The organism is Pseudomonas asplenii (assembly GCF_900105475.1).
Taxonomy (GTDB): domain Bacteria; phylum Pseudomonadota; class Gammaproteobacteria; order Pseudomonadales; family Pseudomonadaceae; genus Aquipseudomonas; species Aquipseudomonas asplenii.
Genome location: NZ_LT629777.1, coordinates 3,987,659 through 4,006,876, shown reverse-complemented (window position 1 = coordinate 4,006,876; position 19,218 = coordinate 3,987,659). Strand labels below are relative to the sequence as shown.

Here is a 19,218-nt window from a genome sequence, read left to right as displayed (position 1 = left end):
CCTTCAAAGCGCTTTGCGGCGAAAAACAATAAGGATCAAACCGCGGTGACCGCTATCTCAACCAGCATATCCTCATACCGCAAGTTCGCTTCAACCGTTGCCCGTGCAGGTACGTGTCCCTGTGGTACCCATGCCGCCCAAACCGCGTTCATTGCGTCAAAGTCGCGAGCGATATCCTTGACCCATACCTGAGCCGATACGATCCGGGTGTTATCCAGGCCTACTGACTTAAGATAATGGTCGATTTTTTTAAGTACTTGGACCGTTTGGCCCGCGATATCCTGGGTGAGATCGTCTGGAGTCTGACCGCCAACAAAAACAAAGCCGTTGGCGCGCACGACCCGCGCATTAATAGAGTTCTGCTCGAAACGTTCGATGATGGGCATTTATAAATATCCTAAAAAGCTGAATGGCCGAAGCGGTTATAGTCGAAAGGCCTGAGATCAACAGGCGGCTGGTGGCCCAGCACAAGAGACGCTACGCATTGCGCAGTGACGGCGGATGTCGTCAGCCCGTTGTGTGCGTGACCAAAGGCGTAGAAAAGACCCGGCTGCCCAGCCACTTGGCCTATCGCTGGCAGGCCATCCGGCAGCGAGGGCCGTACGCCCATCCACGGTTGTCCCGCGGCACAGGTAAGACTGGGGAGGTATTGCTTCGCCAACTGTTGAAGCATGTATGATCGCTGCATGTCCGGCGGTGCATCCGGACGGCAGAATTCAGCTGTACCCGCGAAGCGAAGCCCTCTGTCCATCGGCGTAGCGGCAAAATACGCCTCTCCAAATACAATTGGGCGGCTCAGGCTCACGCCTGGATCAGCCAACATCAGATGATATCCGCGCTCAGCAACCAGAGCGGACTTGTAACCAAATCCCTGTAGCAGTTTGTCAGCGGCATGTCCGGTAGAAATAATGACCTTGGCGGCCGTCAGTCGCCGTCCCGACAGCACAACCTCAAGCATGCCATTCATGTCCCTTTCCACGCCGAGATAGGTGGACCGCAGGAACTTCGCGCCCTTCTCGATCAAATACCTGAAATAGTGAAGTCCAAGCTCCTTGGGATCGCTGCACCGACCCGATCGAGGAAAATAAAGGCCGCCGATGACATTGCTCGCAAGAGCAGGCTCCAAGGCGCGCACCTGCGGACCATCCAGAACTTCGACCGTAACACCCTGGTTTTCCCAATTGGGCAGCGCCTTGAGCTTTGCCTTGAGTGCGTCCTCAGAGCGGTATACATGCAGTCCGCCGTTACGGGTAATGAGATGAGCAGCACCCGTAGCACTGGCGAGCTCGTTGATACTGTCCTGAGAACGGATGATCAAGCTCGAAAGCGCGTTCATCACCTTCGCATAGGGCGCGGGTTTCAACACGCTCACCGCGCGCATTGACCAAGGGATCATGCGCCCCAGATAAGCCGGCTTGATCACCAGAGGCCCTTCTTTCGAGAACAGCAGCCGAGGCAATTGAAGAAGGAGATCCGGCGTTGCCGGCGGAAATATATTCGCTTCAGAAAAGTAACCGGCATTCCCCGCAGAACAGCCGGTCATGGGTTCGTTATGGTCAATTATTGTAACTCGACATCCTTCAAGTTGAAGTCTAAGGGCGATGGACAACCCAACAATACCCGCGCCTACAACCACGACATCTCGCCCATCTGAATCACTTGTGACGCTCATTGGATGACTCTCAGTGGTTACGCAAGTCCGAAATGAAAGCCTGCGCACGCGGGTGTTCAGGCGCTGAGAAGAACACAGCAGGCTTCGCCTCCTCCAAAATCGCTCCCTTGTCCATGAACCAGATTCGATCTGCAACCTCACGGGCGAAATTCATCTCGTGGGTTACGCACACCATGGTCATCCCATCCCTGGCCAACTCCTTCATCACGGCCAATACCTCCCCTACCATTTCCGGATCGAGCGCACTGGTAGGCTCATCGAACAACATCACAGGGGGATCCATTGCCAGCGCCCTGGCAATGGCGACACGTTGTTGTTGTCCGCCAGAAAGTTGTTGTGGGTAAGCCTCAGCCTTATGAGCCAAGCCCACACGCTCCAAAAGCGACATGGCTTTCGACTTAGTCTCTGCTTTGCTTTGATGACGCACCGTTAATGGAGCCAGGCAAATATTCTCCACGACCGATAAGTGCGGAAACAGGTTGAATTGCTGGAACACAAAGCCGACTTGGGTCCGAAAGGCATTAAGGTCCAAGCCTTCGGCATGTATATCTTGTCCATTTAAATGAATGCTGCCTTTTTGGATCTCTTCTAATCGATTAACCGTTCTGATCAGTGTCGACTTACCCGAACCCGAGGGACCACATACAACGACAACCTCACCCTGCGCAACTGCGGCGGTCACCTCGACAAGGGCCTGATATTCGCCATACCACTTATTGACTTTCGAGAATTTGATCATTTAATTCACCCCCCTTCGGAGATCTTAAACCTAAACGTTTTTGCGTCGTCCGGCGTTCAGCCCATTTTGCAAGCTGTGTCAAACAGAAGCACAGGATGTAATAGGTAAGCGCTAGGATTGCAAAAACCTCAAATGGCTTCGTGAGCAACTGAGTATTGATTTGATTGGCCGAGAATGTGATTTCCTGAACGCTGATAACATACCCAATCGAAGTCTCTTTGATGAGAGAAACGAACTGACTGATTAAACTGGGAACCATGTTATACAATGCTTGAGGAAGAACAACTTTGAACATTGTCTTCCTGTAACTCATACCCAGCGAACGTGCGGCCTCGACCTGCCCCTCCGGAATGGATTGAATCCCCGCCCTGACCACTTCAGAAAGGTAGGCGGCCTCGTAAATCACTAATGTACAAATTAATGCAGTGAATCCACTTACACTTTGGCCTACCAACACAGGAACAAGAAAATAGCTCCAGAACACAAGCATAACCAACGGTAACCCGCGGACGACATAAACCAGGACCGTCGCAGGGATATTGAGCATCTTGTAGGGTGATATCCGACAGAACGCCAACACCACACTCAGTGGGAACGCGATGACGAGCCCGAGGACTGACAGTATCATCGTCAGTGCCAGGCCGCCCAATGGCCCTTGAGGATATTGCCCGACCAATAGCTGTTGCCAGTTATTCGCAATAATTTCGAACATACCTACCTCGTCGGAATGCGGGTGCGATGAGCGACATAGCTTCCCAACGCCATCAGGGCCAGCGACACCACCAAATAAAACAAGGTTGCGATGGAATACGCTTGAAAGGTGAGAAAGGTCTGATTTTCGATATCACGCACTGCATACGTCATTTCCGCAGCCCCTACCGCCATCGCCAAACTGGTGTTCTTAAAAAGCAGCACAGTGTGATTGATAAAAGGAGGAGCACATATTCTTAACGCCTGCGGAATCACCACGTAGCGCATGGATTTTAAATAACTCAATCCAAGAGACCGCGATGCCTCATGCTGGCCATGAGGGATGGCTCGCAAGCCACTTCGAATATCTTCGGAATAATAGGCAGCCATGCACAACCCAATGGCGATAGCAGGATAGATGAACTCTGAACCAAAATAGTTAAGAGAGTCCTGCATGAACATGGGAAGCACATTCGACACGCCAAAATACCAAAGCAGTATATGAACCAACATTGGCACGTTTTGCTGATAGGAAACGTAAGCTGCGACCAGACGTTCGCAAAATGCGTTTCCGGACACTCGCAACATCGCAAGACAGGTTCCGAGTATCACCGCCAGGACGAAGCTGAACAATGTCAGCCAAGTTGTGAGTAGAATCCCCTGAAGTAAAATTTCTCCATAAGGCGCATTGAATAATAATAAGACAGACTTGAAAAAATCAGGCACGGGGCTTCTCCAAGCACGGGGCTTTCGCCCCGGCTACGCGACCTAAAGGAGATCAGGGCTTGATCGGCTCGACTTTGAAAGTGCGCTCCATATGGTAGACGCTGTCCTTGCCCAACCACTTGTCAAAAATCGCCTGGGCCTCGCCCGACTCTTCCATTTTATTGAGCGCTGTATTGACGGCTGCTAGCAACTGAGGCTCATCCTTCTTGATTCCGAGCCCCCATTGCTCCTGCCCCAAAGGAGCGTCGATAACTTTCAGTGTAGCCTCTGGTCCCAACTTGATGATGAATCGACGAAGCATTGCCTCGGTCAATCCAAACCCATCCACCTTGCGCTGCGTCAGCGCCATAAAGGCTGAAGGTGCATCGTCGTAACTGACAATCTTGGCCCCTGGAATGGTTGCCTTCACAAAATTCTGGGTACTGGATCCCTTGATTGAGCTGATCCGCTTATCGTTCAGGTCTGCCAACGCGTTCAAGCCACTGTCTTGCTGCACTGCAAGTTTCTGCAGAGAAAGAAAATAAGCATCGGAAAAGGCAATCTGGGTGGCACGCGCAGGTGTGTACCCCAGTACTGCGGCCAGTACATCGACACGTCCCTGGCTAAGCTCCGGGATACGAGCATCGAGAGACAACTGACGCAGTTCCGGCTTCACGCCCAACTGCTTCGCGACACCCTTGCAGAAATCGACATCGTAGCCGACCACTTCACGAGTGTTCGGATCCATATAGCCAAACGGATCGAGCGTACTTAAAACCCCACATACGAGGGCCCCGCGAGATTTGATTTCAGCAAGCTGATCGGCGTGAGCGGCGACACTGAAAGAAGCGGCGAGCAGCGCGAGTGCCGCAATTGGGCCTAGGGAGGAAAACTTCATGGTGAACCCTCGTATTTATGTGAGCAGATTGAAAATTCTTTCGCTCGAGCTTTCTTGTCGGGGGTGCTCGGTGACTCATTTGTACCGCTTAAAATAAAGTAGACAAAGGGATATTTTATGAACTAAAAACATTCCTAAAACGCATGAGTAATTTTATGGCCACGCTCAAACAGCTCCGCGCTTTGGTAGCGATCGTAGACCTGGGTACCTTCGAAGCCGCCGCCCAGCGATTAGGCATCGCACAATCTGCGGTGTCGCGACAGATTCAAGATCTGGAGGAGTGGTTTGGCTTCGCGCTTTTTGACAGGTCGGGCCGAGCGGCAAGAATCACATTCGAGGCAGGTGAGGTCATAGATCAAGCACGCAAAGTGCTCCTGCAATATGACGTGCTCGAAAGCAGCTTGATGAGCAACGAGGTATTGAGCCGACATTTACGCATTGGCATCACCGAACTGAGCGCGCTCACCTGGCTGCCTCGATTCGTCGCGACCATGGCGGAAAAGTACCCGAGGGTGAGGGTTGAGCCTGAAGTTGAGCTTAGCGTCCGGCTCAAGGACAGCCTGATCAATGGTCAGTTGGATCTCATCGTCGTACCTGACGCATTCAGCCACAACGGAGTGATCAAGTCGCCTCTCGGAGAGGTCCTAAATGGCTGGTATGCGGCACCCTCACTGGCGCCGCCTGAAGGCAAGGTAGAGTTGACGGAGCTCAGCCGTTTCACCCTATTGGCCCAAGGCAACCTGTCCGGCTCAGGTGTATTGATGGAGGAGTGGCTTTCTACCCAGAACCTGAAACCGGTGAGTTTGATCCCCAGCAATAGCCTGGTTGCCTTGGTCGGTCTCACGATCTCTGGTCTGGGCATAAGCTACCTCCCCCACTGCATTGCTTCGGGCTTCGTTGACGCCGGAAGACTATGCGAAATCCAGACGGTCCCGTCGTTACCCACTGTCAATTACGTAGCTTTGGTTCGGGCAGACACCTATAGCCCTTTCTATCGAGCTGTCGTCCAGATAGCCAAAGTCACGTGTCAATTCACAGAGGCTTTCATGGGGGCGACTGCTGGCCCTGCTCAAAAAGGGAATCAGTAATGGCTAACTTAAAGCAAATCGAAACCTTCTACTGGACCACCAAACTGGGCACGCTGAACCGGGCCGCCAGCAAACTCTTCATCACGCAATCCGCCGCGACGAAACGTCTACAAGAACTTGAACGCCAGTCTTCTTCTCCACTTTTTGAAGAGAACGGGCAGAAGAACAATCTCACGGCTAAAGGTAGAGAAGTGCTTGCTACCTCAGAAGACCTGCTGCAAGCCTTCTGGAAACTGGACGAGCTGCGCAAATCCGCCTCCCGCGTGGCTCGCACAGTCCGGATGGGCATCACAGAGCTGGCCACGCTGACGTGGTTCACTTCGTTCGTCGAGCGGGTCAAGGCGGTTTACCCCGATGTGGCGGTACATCCGGAGGTCGACATGTCTGCCACACTTCAGGAAAAGCTTCTCAGTGGCCAGCTTGATATTGTCGTGCTCACGGAGGAGTACTTGACCCCGGCAATGGCCTCACTCTACCTACAGAATGTGGATTTCGCCTGGCTGACCACTCCCGGAAGTCCGATTTCGGGACGGGTAGTCACCATCCCAGAACTGGCGAAGGTGCCTATTATTCTGCAAGGGCCTCTCTCGGCGTTGACCATTCGCTGCGAGGCCATATTTGCCGAAGCCGGTGTGGATTTCGATCGAGTTTATGGTAGCAACAGCCTATTTGCGCTGAAGGGACTTGTCTGTGCCGGCTTAGGGACGAGCTGCATGCCCAAGGAGCTTTTCCAGTCAGAAATCGATTCAGGAAAACTGGAGGTACTCGTAACAGATCCTCCAGCACCATCTGTCAAATACTACGCAGCATTCATGCGGCAGAATCACGCGGCGCTAGGCTACGCGATCGCTGATTTGGCGAAGAAATGCTGTTGAGGTCCAATAGCGGCCAGCGTTGTAACGTTAGTAAAGTGCCAGGGCTGCGCGCGGCGCTAGGCCGCGCCACGTCATGCCATGCCTAGCGAATGCTGCTAATGGAAGAATTCTGCGATCATCACCGCTCCCATGAAAGTACCGAGGTTGGCCAGGAACGACACCAGCACGATCCTCCAACCCAAACGGCGGAAAGCCGAGATATCTTTCGCGATCGAGAGCCCTGCGAAGGTCAGCATCGGAGTGATGACGGCCAGGATGTTGATCGAGCTGGTAAGGCGAGCAATCTCCGTAGCCCAGGGGCAGAGCGGAGAGGTCATGAACATCGCCACCAGCGAGACGATGCATACAGCAGGAATCTTGCGGCGCAGCAGGCTACATACCCCCTCACCGACAAACGCTGCAAACAACATGAGCGCCACGCCCACGAACGCGTCCCCCGACAGCGTCTTGTAGCCCACGTAGTTGGCGATCAATGCCAGCGCGCAGGCGGCCAACCATGCGCTGACCTTGCCAAGCCAACCCAGCTCGACAGTCTCGAGTGAGACTTCATCGTGCATCGGCCCATGCTGAGCGGTAGACGCCTTGGTGGTCCGCCCAATCATCGGCTCAAGGACACGGTAACCCCACACGGCCAAAGGCAGCGAAATGAATAGCGTGAAATAGGTGCCGATCGTCGTGGTGATCAAGTTAGACGCTGCTGCCAGCGTCATGACTTCCTTAGCCACCTCAGGGGTTTGTTGGGCGGCGATCGCACCCGCTGCCGCTGCCATCATACTGCCTGAGCCGATACCCGAGCCCATGGCCAGGGAGTTCGGGTGGAAGATGCCCAGGCTGGTGACGAAGCCGGCAACAATGGCAATGAACAACGCCCCGAACAGCGTACCTGTCAGGTACTCAGCGAGCACGCCACGCCCTTCGGGCGAGTCCATGCCGTAGCGTTCGCCAATGATTGCGAGACTTGGCTCACGCCCTACGGAGAACGTCGCGCCTACCGCCTCTCGCTTGATCCCAAGCAGCAGGGCCACCGGCAAACCTAAGAGCACCGTGCCGACGAAGTGGCCGAACTCCTGAAAGACCAGAGCCCAACCGGACGCAAACACCACCGGCAAAGACCCGCCCACCACCAAGCCGAGTTTGGCGATGAAAATCAGCAGAGCCGGCTGCAAGATTGAGGCGGAACGCACCTGAGCGCGGGTATCGATACCAATCGTTCCGGGCATGCGCTTGCTGGCAATTCCTACGGCGGCGCCGAGCAGCAAGGCCCATACCATAGGAAGAAGCACGACCTTCCCGGGGCCCAAGGGAATGCTGACTGAACCGATCAGTTCGGCGCAGAGGAGAATAACGGCAGCCCAGATATAAAGTTTTGTTGTTGCGGACACGGCTCGGTTATCACCGAGCGTCACGGTTTGGGTATGTTGCATGTTGTTCCCCTGGCCTGCTGATGGCCGTGGCGGCCGAATCAAGAGTTATTGTGTTTTCAGGGGGTGTCGACGACACCCAGGGCAGATGCAAATCGATCTAGTCGATAATCAAACGTAAGCGGGCGTTGTGTTGCAGCGCGAGGTTTATGCGAGATTCTCTAGCTCGCCGTACTGTGGCGAGATAAGGAATCACTTATTTTTCTAACACCAGACTCACTCGCCTGCCCCGAGTATGTCGCCCGTATAACGTCCAACCAATACCAAGAATTTTGTTTATCGTTGCCGCAGAGTGAACGCTCAGAAGGCCAACGCTGACATGATCACGAATTGCGGCACTTCAGGAAGCCGCGAAACACTACGTGGTTACTCCGTGAGTCCGCGATGTGAATTCAAGTGCTCCCAAATCCCACCACAGCCCCGCCATTATCCTCAGCCCCTCTTGAACAATATCGGTCAACAGATGCTCATCTGGCGCATGCTGAGCACAGGCTGCATAGGAATGAGGTATCCACAGCGTTGGTAACCCGAGGGAATTGGCAAACATATCGTTAGGGATAGACCCACCGATATTGGGCAGAACTACGGGCGCACGTCCAACCGAGCGAGAAATGGAAGTCACCGCAAAGTCTACCCAGGGGTCATTGGGATTTAGTCGAGTGGCGGCCGAGGAATCCGTCATATGAATCGCTTCGATGCGCAAACAAGTAGCGCTGTGCCGGAACAACCTGGTCCAGCAAGTGACGCACGATCTCGAGCGCCTGCACCGACAGCGGCACGATGTAGGGCGGTACGTTTTGGATCTGCTTACTCGGCTTTCGCATCGCTAACTGGAGCTGCTTCACCACCTCCGCCGGTATGACCCACAAACGCTTCTCCAGATCGAACTGGTCGGGTGTTGCCAACCGCAATTCGCCCGTGCGGACACCGGTCAGCAACAACAACCGAAGGCCAAGCCGAGTTTGGTTGGCACCGCCGTAGTTTCGAAGCGCGGCCATTAACCCCGGGAGTTCGTCCATTCGGAGAAACGGATTGTGCGTCACGGGAGGCTTGGGAAGTGCGACCACATCGAGGTCTGAAGCCGGGTTGTGTTCCAACCCCTCGATCTTCACCAGCGCATAGCGGAACAATTGGTTGAACCAGGTCCGGCATTTTTCGGCAGTCGTTAAGGCCTTGCGCTGTTCGATCCTGCTCAGCAAATCCAATAGATCGTGACGATTGATATCGTAGATGGAGCGTCCGCCCAGCGTGGGCAGGACGTCCTTATTGAAGATTCTCAAGATCTGCGAGAGCGTGCTCTGGCGCCCTTCCTTCAGGCTTAGCCTGCGGAACGCTACCCACTGATTGAACACGGCCTCGAAGGTGTGCTCCTTCGCAGCATGAACAGCAAGTCGCTGTTGTTTACGATGCTCATAGGGATTGATGCCCTGGGCAACCAAGGCGCGCGCCTCGTCACGTCGAGTACGTGCATCTTTGAGGGAGATTTGCGGGTAACAACCCAAGGACATGCGCTTCTGCTTGCCCGCCCAGTAGTAGCGGAAGAGCCAGACTTTTCCACCTCTGGCCGTCACGTTGAGTGTGAGACCATCACTGTCACCGAGGGTGTAGTCGTTACCAGTGATTCGGGCATGCCGAACTGTCATTTCTGAGAGTGCCATCGCGAGCTCCTGAACAGAGTCAGGGCCAGATGCTCATCTCGTTGCGCAAACTGCTCCAGCATCAAACCGATTCGGTACGCGTCAGGATTCTGGACTCAATCCTGGACTTAAACGCACCGGATAGTGCTGGATTTCAGTGGTTCCCGCTGGAACGAAAAAAGGGCCTAAAGGCCCTGATTTCAATCGCTTATAGAATTCAGTGGAACTCTGTAGCGCAATATTTGGAGCGGGAAACGAGACTCGAACTCGCGACCCCGACCTTGGCAAGGTCGTGCTCTACCAACTGAGCTATTCCCGCGTCGTCTTGGTGATGCGCATTCTATAGATTTTGCACACCACGTCAACCCCTTGATTCAAAAAGTTTTATTTATTTTCGCCATTGATCCGCAGATGCGGCCAGGCTGCCCGCAGGTACTGCAGCATCGACCACAAGGTCAGGCCTGCAGCGACCATCAACAGGCTATAACCGAGCAGTACCCATAAGCTGAAAGCCGAAGGGTTGCCCAGCAGGATCACCAGCGCCAGCATCTGCGCGGCAGTTTTCCATTTGCCCATCTTCGAGACCGCAACCTGTGCACGCTCGCCGATCTCGGCCATCCACTCGCGCAGAGCCGACACCACGATCTCACGCCCGATGATAACCACCGCCGGAAAGGTCAGCCAGAAGTTGCCATGCTCCTGCACCAGCAGGACCAGGGCCACCGCGACCATCAGCTTGTCGGCCACCGGGTCCAGGAACGCACCGAACGGCGTGCTCTGTTCCAGGCGCCGGGCCAGATAGCCATCGAGCCAGTCCGTCGCTGCGGCAAACGCGAAAACCGAGCTTGCCGCTATATAACTCCAGTGGTACGGCAGGTAAAACAACAGAATGAAGATCGGGATGAGTACAACGCGTAAAACGGTGATCAGATTAGGGATATTCATCGGCACAACTGGCTACGAAGTGAAAGGGCATTCTACTCGCTGTGTAGGCTTGCATAAATCAACTCAGCGAGCTTTTTACTGATTCCCGGTGCCTTGGCAATCTCGTCGATGCTGGCACGGGACAGTTCCTGTAAGCCACCAAAATGTTTCAACAGCTCGCGCCGCCGCTTCGGCCCGACACCCGCCACCCCTTCCAGGGTCGAAGTACGCCGAGTCTTGCCGCGGCGCGCACGGTGTCCGGTGATAGCGAAACGGTGGGCCTCGTCGCGGATCTGCTGGATCAGGTGCAGTGCCGGCGAGTCGCCCTTGAGGGTGAATTCGTGGGCCGCATCGTTGAGGTACAGGGTTTCGAAACCGGCCTTGCGTGTCGCGCCCTTGGCCACGCCGAGCAGGATCAGGTCCGGTACCGCCAGCTCATTGAGCACATCGCGGGCCATGGATAACTGCCCCTTGCCACCGTCCACCAGGAGGATATCCGGCAACTTGCCTTCGCCTTCCTTCAACCGGCTGAAACGGCGGGTCAGCGCCTGATGCATCGCCGCATAGTCGTCGCCGGCTGTCACGCCCTCGATATTATAGCGGCGGTAATCGGACTTGATCGGCCCTTCCGGACCGAATACCACGCAGGAAGCCACGGTCGATTCACCACTGGAGTGACTGATGTCGTAGCACTCGAGGCGCTGTGGCGGTTCGTCCAGATCCAGCACCTCGGCCAGCGCGTCGAACCGCGCCGCCACATGCTGGCGGTTGGCCAAACGGGCAGTCAGGGCCTGCTCGGCGTTGGTCACTGCCAGTTGCTGCCAACGTGCCCGGGTGCCGCGCACCCGGTGGCTGATGCTCAGTTCGCGACCGCGCAACTCATCAATGGCGGCAATCAGGGTCGGGAAGTCATCGTGGACCACGTTGACGATCAGCTCACTGGGCAGGTCGCGCTCGGGGCTGCTGACGAAATACTGGCCGAGAAAGGCCGCCATGACCTCGGAAACATCGTCATCGATGCCCACTTGCGGGAAGAAGTTCTTGCTGCCCAGCACCCGCCCGCCCCGCACGCTGATCAGGTGTACGCAGGCGCCACCCGGGTTGACGAACGCGGCGATCACGTCGACATCACCGGTACCGCCTTCCATGCTCTGCTGGTCCTGCACCCGGCGCAGCAGTGCAATCTGGTCGCGCAGTTCGGCCGCCTTCTCGAAATCGAGGGTACTGGCCGCCTGCTCCATGCCGGCATTGAGTTCATCGGTCAGGGCATTGCTGCGCCCTTCAAGGAACATCACCGAATGGCGTACATCCTCAGCGTATACCTGAGGCTCGACCAAACCGACACAGGGCCCCTTGCAGCGCTTGATCTGATACTGCAGGCACGGTCGGGTACGGTTCTTGTAATAGCTGTCCTCGCACTGGCGCACGTGGAACGTCTTCTGCAACAGCGCCAGGCTCTCGCGAATCGCGCCAGCACTCGGATAAGGCCCGAAATATTTGCCCTTGAGCTTCTTCGCCCCGCGATGAATGCTCAGGCGCGGATAGTCGCCATCCGAGAGGAACACATAGGGATAGGACTTATCGTCGCGCAGCAGGATGTTGTAAGGCGGCCGCCACTCCTTGATCAGCGTCTGCTCCAGCAGCAGCGCCTCGGTCTCGTTGGCGGTAATGGTGGTTTCGACCTGGGCGATACGCGCCACCAGGGCGGCGGTCTTGGGGGCGAGGCCGCTCTTGCGGAAGTAGCTGGCGAGGCGATTCTTCAGGTTCTTGGCCTTGCCCACGTACAGCAGGCGCGCATCGCTGTCGAACATGCGATACACACCAGGACGACCACTACAGGTAGAAAGAAACGCGCTTGAATCGAACGGATCAGTCATTGTCAGCCGGCATCGACCATGCCGTGGCGAACAGCCAGAAGCGTCAACTCGACATCGCTGCTGACCGACAGTTTCTCGAAAATCCGGTAACGGTAGGTGTTGACGGTTTTCGGCGACAGGCAGAGCTTGTCGGAGATGATCTGTACCTTCTGGCACCCGACGATCATCAGGGCGATCTGGATTTCTCGCTCGGACAAGGCATCGAACGGCGATTCACTGGCCGGCTGGAAGGACTTGAGCGCCATCTGCTGGGCGATCTGCGGACTGATGTAGCGCTGTCCGGCAAACACCAGGCGAATCGCCTGCACCATTTCCGCCAACCCCGCACCCTTGGTCAGGTAGCCCGAAGCCCCGGCCTGCATGAGCCGGGTCGGAAACGGATCTTCCTCGCACACGGTAACCGCCACGACCTTGATATCAGGGTGGCTGCGCAGCAATTTGCGCGTTGCCTCAAGACCGCCGATGCCCGGCATCTTGACGTCCATCAGCACAACATCAGGCTTGAGCTCCCGCGTTTTCAGCAGGGCCTGCTCTCCCGACTCCGCCTGGCCCACCACCTGCAGGCCATCGATGTCGGCAAGCATCCGCGTAATGCCTGTACGCACAAGATCATGGTCATCGACAACTAGCACCCTAATCAAGCAGACACCTCGCGCATATGGTCTTATCAGATTATTGACCACCTTAGCAAAAAACCGGCGGCCAGACCTAGCTGCAAGCGTCACATAAGAGTGTCATAGCGCTATAAGCGCTTGTGTGGATAACGACATGGCGACCGCGTTTCAGCGATCGTGAGGATCCCGACGGCCCTTGGAACCGTAGGAGGCGATGGCTTCGGCCAGCGTGGTGGTCAACTGGCGAATCGCTTCCTGGTCTTCCTTGCGCAGGGTACGGTAGCTGCCCAGCACCTTTTCTTCGCTGGAGCTGAGATTGTCGACCAGTGTCGGCGTCCGGCCGCCGGTCAGGACATACAGCACGTCAACACCGCGCTCGGCTACCCGCGACAAATAGTCCGCCTTGGGCGCACGATCACCACTCTCATATTTGCCTTGGGCGTTGGCTTCAACGCCGCCGATTTCGCCAAAAGCCTTCTGCGACAATCCAAGTCGCTCCCTCTCTTGCCGTAAGCGGGAACCAATTCCACTCATTTGGATGTATTATCCCAAGTAAAGAACCCCCAACGGGGGTGAATTCAACAAAATTAAACAAATTTGAACGGTTTTGAACTATGCCCGGTATTCGCACCGCCGCACAAGCCAAGGCTTGGCTGGAACATCAAGGAAAATCGGTTCAGGAGTTTGCACGCGAGCATGGCGTCGACCCGGCAACCACCTATCAAGTGCTCGCCGGGCGAAAAAAGGGACGACGTGGGGAAGCCCATAAGGTGGCGGTCCTGCTGGGCATGAAGGACGGTGTCATCCTCGATACGGACAATCGCAACGAGGAATGAAACCACCCGTTTGAATCCAGTATGCACCTCAAAATATCGAGGGGTAAGTTCAATCCCAAAATACCGTCAGACGTTTCCAGAGCCCGCGCGCAAAGCCCCAACGCTCATGCGAAAGAAGCATTCGTCCTCCCCGACGACCGCCAATCCCATGCGTTCATAGAGCCGCCTGGCAGGATTGCTCTTGAAGACGGTCAAGCGCACCTCCGGTCGTCCTTCCCTGAAGGCGATGTCACGCGCCTGCACGATCAACCAACTGCCCAGCCCCTGCCCCCGCCCAACCTCGACCAGTTGCAGTTCACGGATATACAACGCTCTGGCGTCGCGGCTGAAGCTGACAAAACCGAGAATCTGTTCCCCCTCGCACAACAGGGCATTCTGCCGTCCCGCCCAGGCGACATCGAAAGCTTCTTCCTGCCAGAGCAGATCGTACTGACAGTAGTAGGCCATCATGTTTCGGCGCGTCAGCGTCCGGGCAAACTCCAGATCCGCCTCGGTTGCCGGACGAAAACGCCAGTCCCGCTTCACAACCCCTCGACCTCCACAACCTCACCCTGCCAGTGACCGGCCACACGTCGGCCGATCACCAGTGCATCACCCGCACCCGCCGCAGCGACCACCAATTCCCCGCCTGCCGCCCAGATCGCACTACGCCCGGCCGACATCCAGCCGCCGGTGACACCCCCATGATTGGCCATCAGCACAGCCATGCGGTGCTCACGGGCATAACCCTGAAGCAAGGCGGTATCGGCGGCATAACCGTTCTCGCTGATCAATACACTCGATGCATACAGGTTAGCGCCGGATTGAGCCGCTTGGAGGGCATGACTGGCGTGGGAAAAGTCAGCACAAACCGACAGAGCGACAGTGTCATTGCCGAAGCTCAAGCCTGCGCCTCCGGCCCCTGGCGTAAACACCTGCTCCTCACCCTCGTGCAGATGCTGTTTGCTGTAGAGCTGGCGAGAGCCATCGGCCTTGAATGTCAATGCGCCGATCAGCAACGGCGCATCATCGGCCAGACGAATCGGCATGCCGACCACGGTCACCAGCCGTAACTCACGCGCCAGATCGGCCAAGGGTTGCAAGACCTGCGCATCCGGCGTAATCGCCAGTGCCGCAGCCAGGTTGCGCTCGTAGCCGGTCAGCGACAGTTCGGGAAAGACCAGCAACTGCACCCCCTGCCCTGCCGCCTGCTGCATGAAATGAAGATGCCGTTGGATATTGCCTTCCAGATCGCCAGCCAGGGAGCAGGACTGGGCGGCGGCAATGGTCAAGTGAGTCATGGTCCTGCCTGATATTCGGATCGGAAGCGTCCGATGAGTGTGTCATAAACGTTTAATTTATTTAAACGATAGCGGCTACATACCGCAGGCCATAGAAATTTCTGATTGAACTGGCCGACAAGCCTCGAGTAAGCTCAGGGCCATTCCATCGGAGACGTACCATGCGCCCCATTCATTCCATGCCTTGCCCAACTGCCAGCGCCCTGCGCTCGCCAGCGGCTGCCTGGGTGAAAACCGCTGGTGCATCCGCAGGCTTTTATTTTGGGTATTGGTTTAGCCACTGGCGCGCCTGATACCCAACCGGCGCCCACTACTCAAGGGGTCGCCTACCAGAGAATCAACAACCCCCGGTCGGCCTCCCGACCGGGGGTTTTGTTTTTTCAGGGCTGCACTTTTTACGCGAACCGCTTCAACAGACATTTCGAATCGAGGAATACCGACATGAACTACGCCACCTATTACCGCTACGAACTCACCACCGCCTGGCGATTTAGCAACCTCCGCTCGGGACAGCACGCCGCCTCCGAACGGTCACTCACAGGTGGCAAGCACACACTCACAGCCCATCCGGCTGATTGTCGAACACCGCAATAGGGCCGCGCGCGGGAAGACCCGCCGCCAGCCCAAGGAATCTCGAACATGCATTCATCTCTCTCTGCCTTGCCACTGTCCGCCCTTTCGTCCGCCAACGAGCCGCTGACCCAGCGCCTGCCGACGGCCCTGCAACTCAAGCAGCAGTTGCCCCTCGATACGACCCTGAACGATCAGGTCGCCCGCCAACGCGAGGCAGTACGCGCCATCCTTGATGGCAAAGACCCGCGCCTGCTGATGATCGTCGGCCCCTGCTCGATCCACGACCCGCAATCAGCGCTTGAATACGCCGGCCATCTGGCCAGCCTGGCGAATGACGTCAGCGACCAGATGCTGCTGGTGATGCGCGCCTACGTGGAAAAGCCGCGTACCACGGTCGGCTGGAAAGGCCTGGCCTACGACCCGCACCTGGATGGCAGTGATGACATGGCCGGCGGCCTGGCACTGTCACGCGAACTGATGCGCGAGATACTGCGCATGGGCCTGCCGATCGCGACCGAACTGCTGCAGCCGATGGCGGCCAGCTACTTCGACGATCTGCTGAGTTGGGTCGCCATTGGCGCCCGAACCACCGAATCGCAGATCCACCGGGAAATGGCCAGTGGCCTGCCAATGCCCGTGGGTTTCAAGAACGGCACCGACGGCGGTGTCGGCATCGCCAGTGACGCCATGCGTTCGTCGGCCCACCCGCACCGGCATTTCGGCGTCGATGCACAGGGGCACCCGGCAATCATCCAGACCGCCGGCAACCCCGATACACACCTGGTGTTGCGCGGCGGGCATCGTGGCCCCAACTACGATGCCCGCAGCATTGCCCTGGCCCGGGCGGGGCTGGAGAAACAGGGCATTGCGAGCCGGATGATGGTCGATTGCAGCCATGCCAACAGCGGCAAGGACCCCCTGCGCCAACCGGCAGTGTTCGCCGATGTGCTGGAGCAGCGCCTGCTGGGCGACCGTTCGCTGATTGGCATGATGCTGGAGAGTCATCTGTTCGAAGGTTGTCAGCCGCTGAGCCCGTCACTCAAGTACGGCGTGTCGATCACCGACGGTTGCCTGGGCTGGGAGGCGACCGAACGGTTGCTGCGCGGGGCGGCGCAACGCTTGCGCGAGCAGGCGCCCCGCAAGGCAGTGGGTGCCTGAGAAGACGCCTTCGCAGGCAAGCCTCTAGGGCTCAACCCTTCGCGGACACAGAAGTGAGTTTTTCTTCCGCAATCAGCCGTCGTCATATTGCGCTGCAAGAACGTTGACAGCGCATCCACTACCCGTAGTCGCAGTGGATGCGCCGTTGCTCAATCACTGGTTTTTCGGTGCACCTTGCTCAACCAGAGCGCGCCAAGTCTGAACGCTTGGGCGTTCTTGCATTTTGGCATGCCAGGCTCGCAACGCGACGTACTCTTCAGGTACCGGCAGTTTTACCAGCGAGGCGAAGATCATCCCTCCCAGCACAGCGATGTCTGCCATCGAAAATTTATCGCCCGCAACGAAAGGTTGATCTTTGAGGAGGTTGTCGAAATAACCCATGCCTCTGATCGCTTTTTCGCCCATCTTTGCGCCCCATTCAGCGTTTTGATACAGCTCGACTTTCGGCCCCAGACCGGGAGTGGCGTGATGGAAATAGACACTCACGGCATCCAGGAACTCGATTTCGGCGCGTTTGGTCATCATGTGGATGAGCCCCTTCTCCAGAGGCGTCTCGCCCGTCAGCGTCGGCTTGCCGTCCAGGCTGTCCAGATACTGGGTAATGGCGGTGCATTCTGCGATCCGCGTTCCATCTTCGAGTTCAAGCACAGGGAGCGTGCCTGAGTAGTTGATGGCAAGGAACTCCGGTTCCTTGTGCTCGCCGGTCCAGAGATTCACCGATACGAATTCAATCGTCGGCAATAGCCCTTTTTCCGCGAGCGCAATGCGCACTCGGGCTGGGTACGGTCCGTCGAACCAGTCGTAGATTTTCATCGGGGAAACAGTGGGAGCGTCAACACGTTGCTGTGAAGTAGTCATGCCAGATTTACCTGCCTGTCAGTTGGTAGGTAGGTAGGTAGGTAGGTAGGTAGGTAGGTAGGTAGGTAGGTAGGTAAAGATTGAGCGGAGATTTCCTTCCTGTCAATACCCTACCTGTCAATTGGCAGGTAAGCTCGACACGAGTAGAATGCGAGCCACGCAGGCCTGAATCAATGTCGAGGATTACACGTGAGCGAAAACGCCCGGGAGGCCATCCTGGCTGCGGCAAGATCCGCAGCCCAGTTGCATGGATACAGCGGCATCAATTTCCGGAGCATTGCCGAGGAAGTCGGTATCAAGAATGCGAGCATCTACTACCACTTTCCCAGCAAAGCGGACTTGGGCGCTGCCGTTGCGCAACGCTACTGGCAAGACACGCTGGCGGTGCTTGAAGAGATACGGACTTCTAACCCAGATCCGCAGCAGTGCATGCGGCTGTACCCGTCCATATTTCGTAAATCCTTGAAGGCCGATAACAGGCTCTGCTTGTCCAGCTTCATGGCCGCAGAATACGAGGATCTGCCCGATCAGGTGTCCAGAGAGGTCAAGGCATTTGCGGACGTCAATGTGAAATGGCTCGCCGAAGTGCTGGCAGAAGCTGGCTGGGACGCTGGGCCAGCCTGTGAACGTCGTGCCCGCGCCATCTACACCGCGGTCGCAGGTGCGCAGTTGATAGCGCGGACAAGGGCAGACCTCAATCTGTTTGACGATTTGATGCTGACCTATCAGGAAGCGGGGTTGATTCCCGTCTGATTACTCAAGGGTTGGAGTCGTACAGGGCCACGGGCTATCTGCCGCAGCGCCACCGAGGAACTTTTGCCAGGAAAAAGCCGCCTGAATCCGGTAGGCTCAACATTTTCCTGAAAGGAGTACCCCACCATGGCACGAGCCACTGCCCGTCACATCCTGGTTGCCACTGAAGCCAAATGCAACGAACTCAAGACCCAGATCGAAGGCGGCGCCGACTTCGCCGAAATCGCCAAGGCCAACTCCACCTGCCCTTCCAGCCGTGACGGCGGCAACCTGGGTTCCTTCGGCCCAGGCCAGATGGTCAAGGAATTCGACACCGTGGTCTTCAGCGCGCCGGTCAATACCGTGCAGGGCCCGGTGAAAACCCAGTTCGGCTACCACCTGCTGGAAGTCACCAGCCGCCAGGACTGATCCGCCGACGAGGGTTGCTCTTCGGGGCAACCACCGCCCCTTGTGGCAGCCAGCGCCTGTGGCGAGGGGGCTTGCCCCCGCTGGGTCGCGCAGCGGCCCTGAAACCGGACCCTCGGTACATAAGAAACACCGAGAAAACCGGCTTCACGGCTGCTTCGCAGCCGAGCGCGGGCAAGCCCGCTCGCCACAGCGTTAGGCTTGCCACAAGCCAA

Annotated in this window: 20 protein-coding genes, 1 tRNA gene and 2 pseudogenes; 6 read left to right on the top strand and 17 right to left on the bottom strand. The window is 56.8% G+C overall.

Annotation, left to right across the window (positions count from 1 at the left end; all coding sequences use genetic code 11):
* Positions 1–35 precede the first annotated feature (35 nt).
* From BLU37_RS18460 to BLU37_RS18435, 6 genes are read right to left on the bottom strand one after another with little or no spacing between them, the layout of a single operon-like run.
* Entirely contained in the window at positions 36–386 is a 351-nt protein-coding gene (locus BLU37_RS18460; protein ID WP_090207344.1) for a RidA family protein, read from the bottom strand.
* 11 nt (positions 387–397) lie between these two features.
* Positions 398–1,672 carry an NAD(P)/FAD-dependent oxidoreductase gene (locus tag BLU37_RS18455; RefSeq protein WP_090207341.1) on the bottom strand — a complete coding sequence of 425 codons (1,275 nt, stop codon included), beginning with the start codon at positions 1,670–1,672 and terminating at the stop codon, positions 398–400.
* A gap of 10 nt (positions 1,673–1,682) precedes the next feature.
* Positions 1,683–2,411: an amino acid ABC transporter ATP-binding protein gene (locus BLU37_RS18450; protein ID WP_090207339.1), complete on the bottom strand. Its 729-nt coding sequence runs from the start codon at positions 2,409–2,411 to the stop codon at positions 1,683–1,685.
* Positions 2,386–3,123 carry an amino acid ABC transporter permease gene (locus BLU37_RS18445; protein WP_090207336.1) on the bottom strand — a complete coding sequence of 246 codons (738 nt, stop codon included), beginning with the start codon at positions 3,121–3,123 and terminating at the stop codon, positions 2,386–2,388. The genes BLU37_RS18450 and BLU37_RS18445 overlap by 26 nt, the downstream gene beginning before the upstream one ends.
* Before the next feature lie 2 nt (positions 3,124–3,125).
* Positions 3,126–3,827, bottom strand: a complete 702-nt coding sequence (locus tag BLU37_RS18440) for an amino acid ABC transporter permease (protein ID WP_090207334.1) — start codon at positions 3,825–3,827, stop codon at positions 3,126–3,128.
* 52 nt (positions 3,828–3,879) lie between these two features.
* Entirely contained in the window at positions 3,880–4,704 is an 825-nt protein-coding gene (locus BLU37_RS18435; RefSeq protein WP_090207332.1) for an ABC transporter substrate-binding protein, read from the bottom strand.
* Between the two features lie 155 nt (positions 4,705–4,859).
* On the opposite strand from BLU37_RS18435, the gene BLU37_RS18430 reads away from it, so the two are divergent.
* Together BLU37_RS18430 and BLU37_RS18425 are read left to right on the top strand one after the other, a co-directional pair.
* Positions 4,860–5,792 carry a LysR family transcriptional regulator gene (locus BLU37_RS18430; protein WP_090207329.1) on the top strand — a complete coding sequence of 311 codons (933 nt, stop codon included), beginning with the start codon at positions 4,860–4,862 and terminating at the stop codon, positions 5,790–5,792.
* Positions 5,792–6,667 (top strand): LysR family transcriptional regulator, encoded by an 876-nt coding sequence (locus BLU37_RS18425; protein WP_090207326.1) that lies wholly within the window; start codon positions 5,792–5,794, stop codon positions 6,665–6,667. Before BLU37_RS18430 ends, BLU37_RS18425 begins: the two co-directional genes overlap by 1 nt.
* Positions 6,668–6,762: 95 nt before the next feature.
* Here BLU37_RS18425 and BLU37_RS18420 read toward each other — a convergent pair whose 3' ends face one another.
* The 8 genes and pseudogenes from BLU37_RS18420 to BLU37_RS18385 all read right to left on the bottom strand — a co-directional run bounded on the left by BLU37_RS18420 (position 6,763) and on the right by BLU37_RS18385 (position 13,674).
* Positions 6,763–8,091 carry a DUF3100 domain-containing protein gene (locus BLU37_RS18420; RefSeq protein WP_090207323.1) on the bottom strand — a complete coding sequence of 443 codons (1,329 nt, stop codon included), beginning with the start codon at positions 8,089–8,091 and terminating at the stop codon, positions 6,763–6,765.
* Positions 8,092–8,446: 355 nt separating this feature from the next.
* Positions 8,447–8,764: pseudogene (locus BLU37_RS29500) on the bottom strand (hypothetical protein); the annotation flags it as partial.
* Positions 8,765–8,774: 10 nt separating this feature from the next.
* Positions 8,775–9,746 (bottom strand): annotated as a pseudogene (locus BLU37_RS18410) (tyrosine-type recombinase/integrase); the annotation flags it as partial.
* A gap of 222 nt (positions 9,747–9,968) precedes the next feature.
* Positions 9,969–10,044 (bottom strand) — tRNA-Gly (locus tag BLU37_RS18405).
* Positions 10,045–10,109: 65 nt separating this feature from the next.
* Positions 10,110–10,670 carry a CDP-diacylglycerol--glycerol-3-phosphate 3-phosphatidyltransferase gene (pgsA, locus tag BLU37_RS18400; protein ID WP_010446526.1) on the bottom strand — a complete coding sequence of 187 codons (561 nt, stop codon included), beginning with the start codon at positions 10,668–10,670 and terminating at the stop codon, positions 10,110–10,112.
* A gap of 32 nt (positions 10,671–10,702) precedes the next feature.
* Positions 10,703–12,526, bottom strand: a complete 1,824-nt coding sequence (gene uvrC, locus BLU37_RS18395; RefSeq protein WP_081354601.1) for an excinuclease ABC subunit UvrC — start codon at positions 12,524–12,526, stop codon at positions 10,703–10,705.
* Positions 12,527–12,528: 2 nt separating this feature from the next.
* Complete coding sequence (gene gacA / locus BLU37_RS18390; RefSeq protein ID WP_010446530.1) at positions 12,529–13,167, bottom strand: response regulator transcription factor GacA; 639 nt, start codon at positions 13,165–13,167, stop codon at positions 12,529–12,531.
* Between the two features lie 141 nt (positions 13,168–13,308).
* Positions 13,309–13,674, bottom strand: a complete 366-nt coding sequence (locus tag BLU37_RS18385; protein WP_026007544.1) for a helix-turn-helix domain-containing protein — start codon at positions 13,672–13,674, stop codon at positions 13,309–13,311.
* Between the two features lie 80 nt (positions 13,675–13,754).
* Between BLU37_RS18385 and BLU37_RS18380 the strand changes: the two genes are divergently transcribed.
* Positions 13,755–13,976: a DNA-binding protein gene (locus tag BLU37_RS18380; RefSeq protein WP_010446534.1), complete on the top strand. Its 222-nt coding sequence runs from the start codon at positions 13,755–13,757 to the stop codon at positions 13,974–13,976.
* Between the two features lie 66 nt (positions 13,977–14,042).
* Here the strand turns inward: BLU37_RS18380 and BLU37_RS18375 are convergent, their stop codons facing one another.
* Both BLU37_RS18375 and BLU37_RS18370 read right to left on the bottom strand, forming a co-directional pair.
* Positions 14,043–14,501: a GNAT family N-acetyltransferase gene (locus BLU37_RS18375; protein ID WP_010446540.1), complete on the bottom strand. Its 459-nt coding sequence runs from the start codon at positions 14,499–14,501 to the stop codon at positions 14,043–14,045.
* Positions 14,498–15,256 carry a carbon-nitrogen hydrolase family protein gene (locus tag BLU37_RS18370; protein ID WP_090207320.1) on the bottom strand — a complete coding sequence of 253 codons (759 nt, stop codon included), beginning with the start codon at positions 15,254–15,256 and terminating at the stop codon, positions 14,498–14,500. The genes BLU37_RS18375 and BLU37_RS18370 overlap by 4 nt, the downstream gene beginning before the upstream one ends.
* Positions 15,257–15,895: 639 nt before the next feature.
* On the opposite strand from BLU37_RS18370, the gene BLU37_RS18365 reads away from it, so the two are divergent.
* A complete protein-coding gene (locus BLU37_RS18365) occupies positions 15,896–16,987 on the top strand; it encodes a 3-deoxy-7-phosphoheptulonate synthase (protein ID WP_090207317.1) in 1,092 nt (363 codons plus the stop codon).
* A gap of 153 nt (positions 16,988–17,140) precedes the next feature.
* On the opposite strand, the gene BLU37_RS18360 is transcribed toward BLU37_RS18365, so the two are convergent.
* Positions 17,141–17,845 carry a glutathione S-transferase gene (locus tag BLU37_RS18360; RefSeq protein ID WP_090207314.1) on the bottom strand — a complete coding sequence of 235 codons (705 nt, stop codon included), beginning with the start codon at positions 17,843–17,845 and terminating at the stop codon, positions 17,141–17,143.
* 189 nt (positions 17,846–18,034) lie between these two features.
* Here BLU37_RS18360 and BLU37_RS18355 point away from each other — a divergent pair, with 189 nt between their 5' ends.
* A complete protein-coding gene (locus tag BLU37_RS18355; RefSeq protein ID WP_029534329.1) occupies positions 18,035–18,598 on the top strand; it encodes a TetR/AcrR family transcriptional regulator in 564 nt (187 codons plus the stop codon).
* Between the two features lie 126 nt (positions 18,599–18,724).
* The gene (locus BLU37_RS18350) at positions 18,725–19,006 is read left to right on the top strand and encodes a peptidylprolyl isomerase (protein WP_010446546.1); all 282 of its coding nucleotides are present in this window, start codon (positions 18,725–18,727) and stop codon (positions 19,004–19,006) included.
* The last annotated feature ends 212 nt before the right edge of the window (positions 19,007–19,218 follow it).

Coding starts and splice junctions, on each gene's coding strand:
- BLU37_RS18460 (WP_090207344.1), bottom strand. CDS start 386: ATGCCCATCATCGAACGTTTCGAGCAGAACTCTATTAATGCGCGGGTC.
- uvrC (WP_081354601.1), bottom strand. CDS start 12,526: ATGACTGATCCGTTCGATTCAAGCGCGTTTCTTTCTACCTGTAGTGGT.
- BLU37_RS18350 (WP_010446546.1), top strand. CDS start 18,725: ATGGCACGAGCCACTGCCCGTCACATCCTGGTTGCCACTGAAGCCAAA.
- BLU37_RS18370 (WP_090207320.1), bottom strand. CDS start 15,256: ATGACTCACTTGACCATTGCCGCCGCCCAGTCCTGCTCCCTGGCTGGC.
- BLU37_RS18445 (WP_090207336.1), bottom strand. CDS start 3,123: ATGTTCGAAATTATTGCGAATAACTGGCAACAGCTATTGGTCGGGCAA.
- pgsA (WP_010446526.1), bottom strand. CDS start 10,670: ATGAATATCCCTAATCTGATCACCGTTTTACGCGTTGTACTCATCCCG.
- BLU37_RS18385 (WP_026007544.1), bottom strand. CDS start 13,674: ATGAGTGGAATTGGTTCCCGCTTACGGCAAGAGAGGGAGCGACTTGGA.
- BLU37_RS18380 (WP_010446534.1), top strand. CDS start 13,755: ATGCCCGGTATTCGCACCGCCGCACAAGCCAAGGCTTGGCTGGAACAT.
- BLU37_RS18430 (WP_090207329.1), top strand. CDS start 4,860: ATGGCCACGCTCAAACAGCTCCGCGCTTTGGTAGCGATCGTAGACCTG.
- BLU37_RS18450 (WP_090207339.1), bottom strand. CDS start 2,411: ATGATCAAATTCTCGAAAGTCAATAAGTGGTATGGCGAATATCAGGCC.
- BLU37_RS18360 (WP_090207314.1), bottom strand. CDS start 17,845: ATGACTACTTCACAGCAACGTGTTGACGCTCCCACTGTTTCCCCGATG.
- BLU37_RS18435 (WP_090207332.1), bottom strand. CDS start 4,704: ATGAAGTTTTCCTCCCTAGGCCCAATTGCGGCACTCGCGCTGCTCGCC.
- BLU37_RS18455 (WP_090207341.1), bottom strand. CDS start 1,672: ATGAGCGTCACAAGTGATTCAGATGGGCGAGATGTCGTGGTTGTAGGC.
- BLU37_RS18425 (WP_090207326.1), top strand. CDS start 5,792: ATGGCTAACTTAAAGCAAATCGAAACCTTCTACTGGACCACCAAACTG.
- BLU37_RS18365 (WP_090207317.1), top strand. CDS start 15,896: ATGCATTCATCTCTCTCTGCCTTGCCACTGTCCGCCCTTTCGTCCGCC.
- BLU37_RS18420 (WP_090207323.1), bottom strand. CDS start 8,091: ATGCAACATACCCAAACCGTGACGCTCGGTGATAACCGAGCCGTGTCC.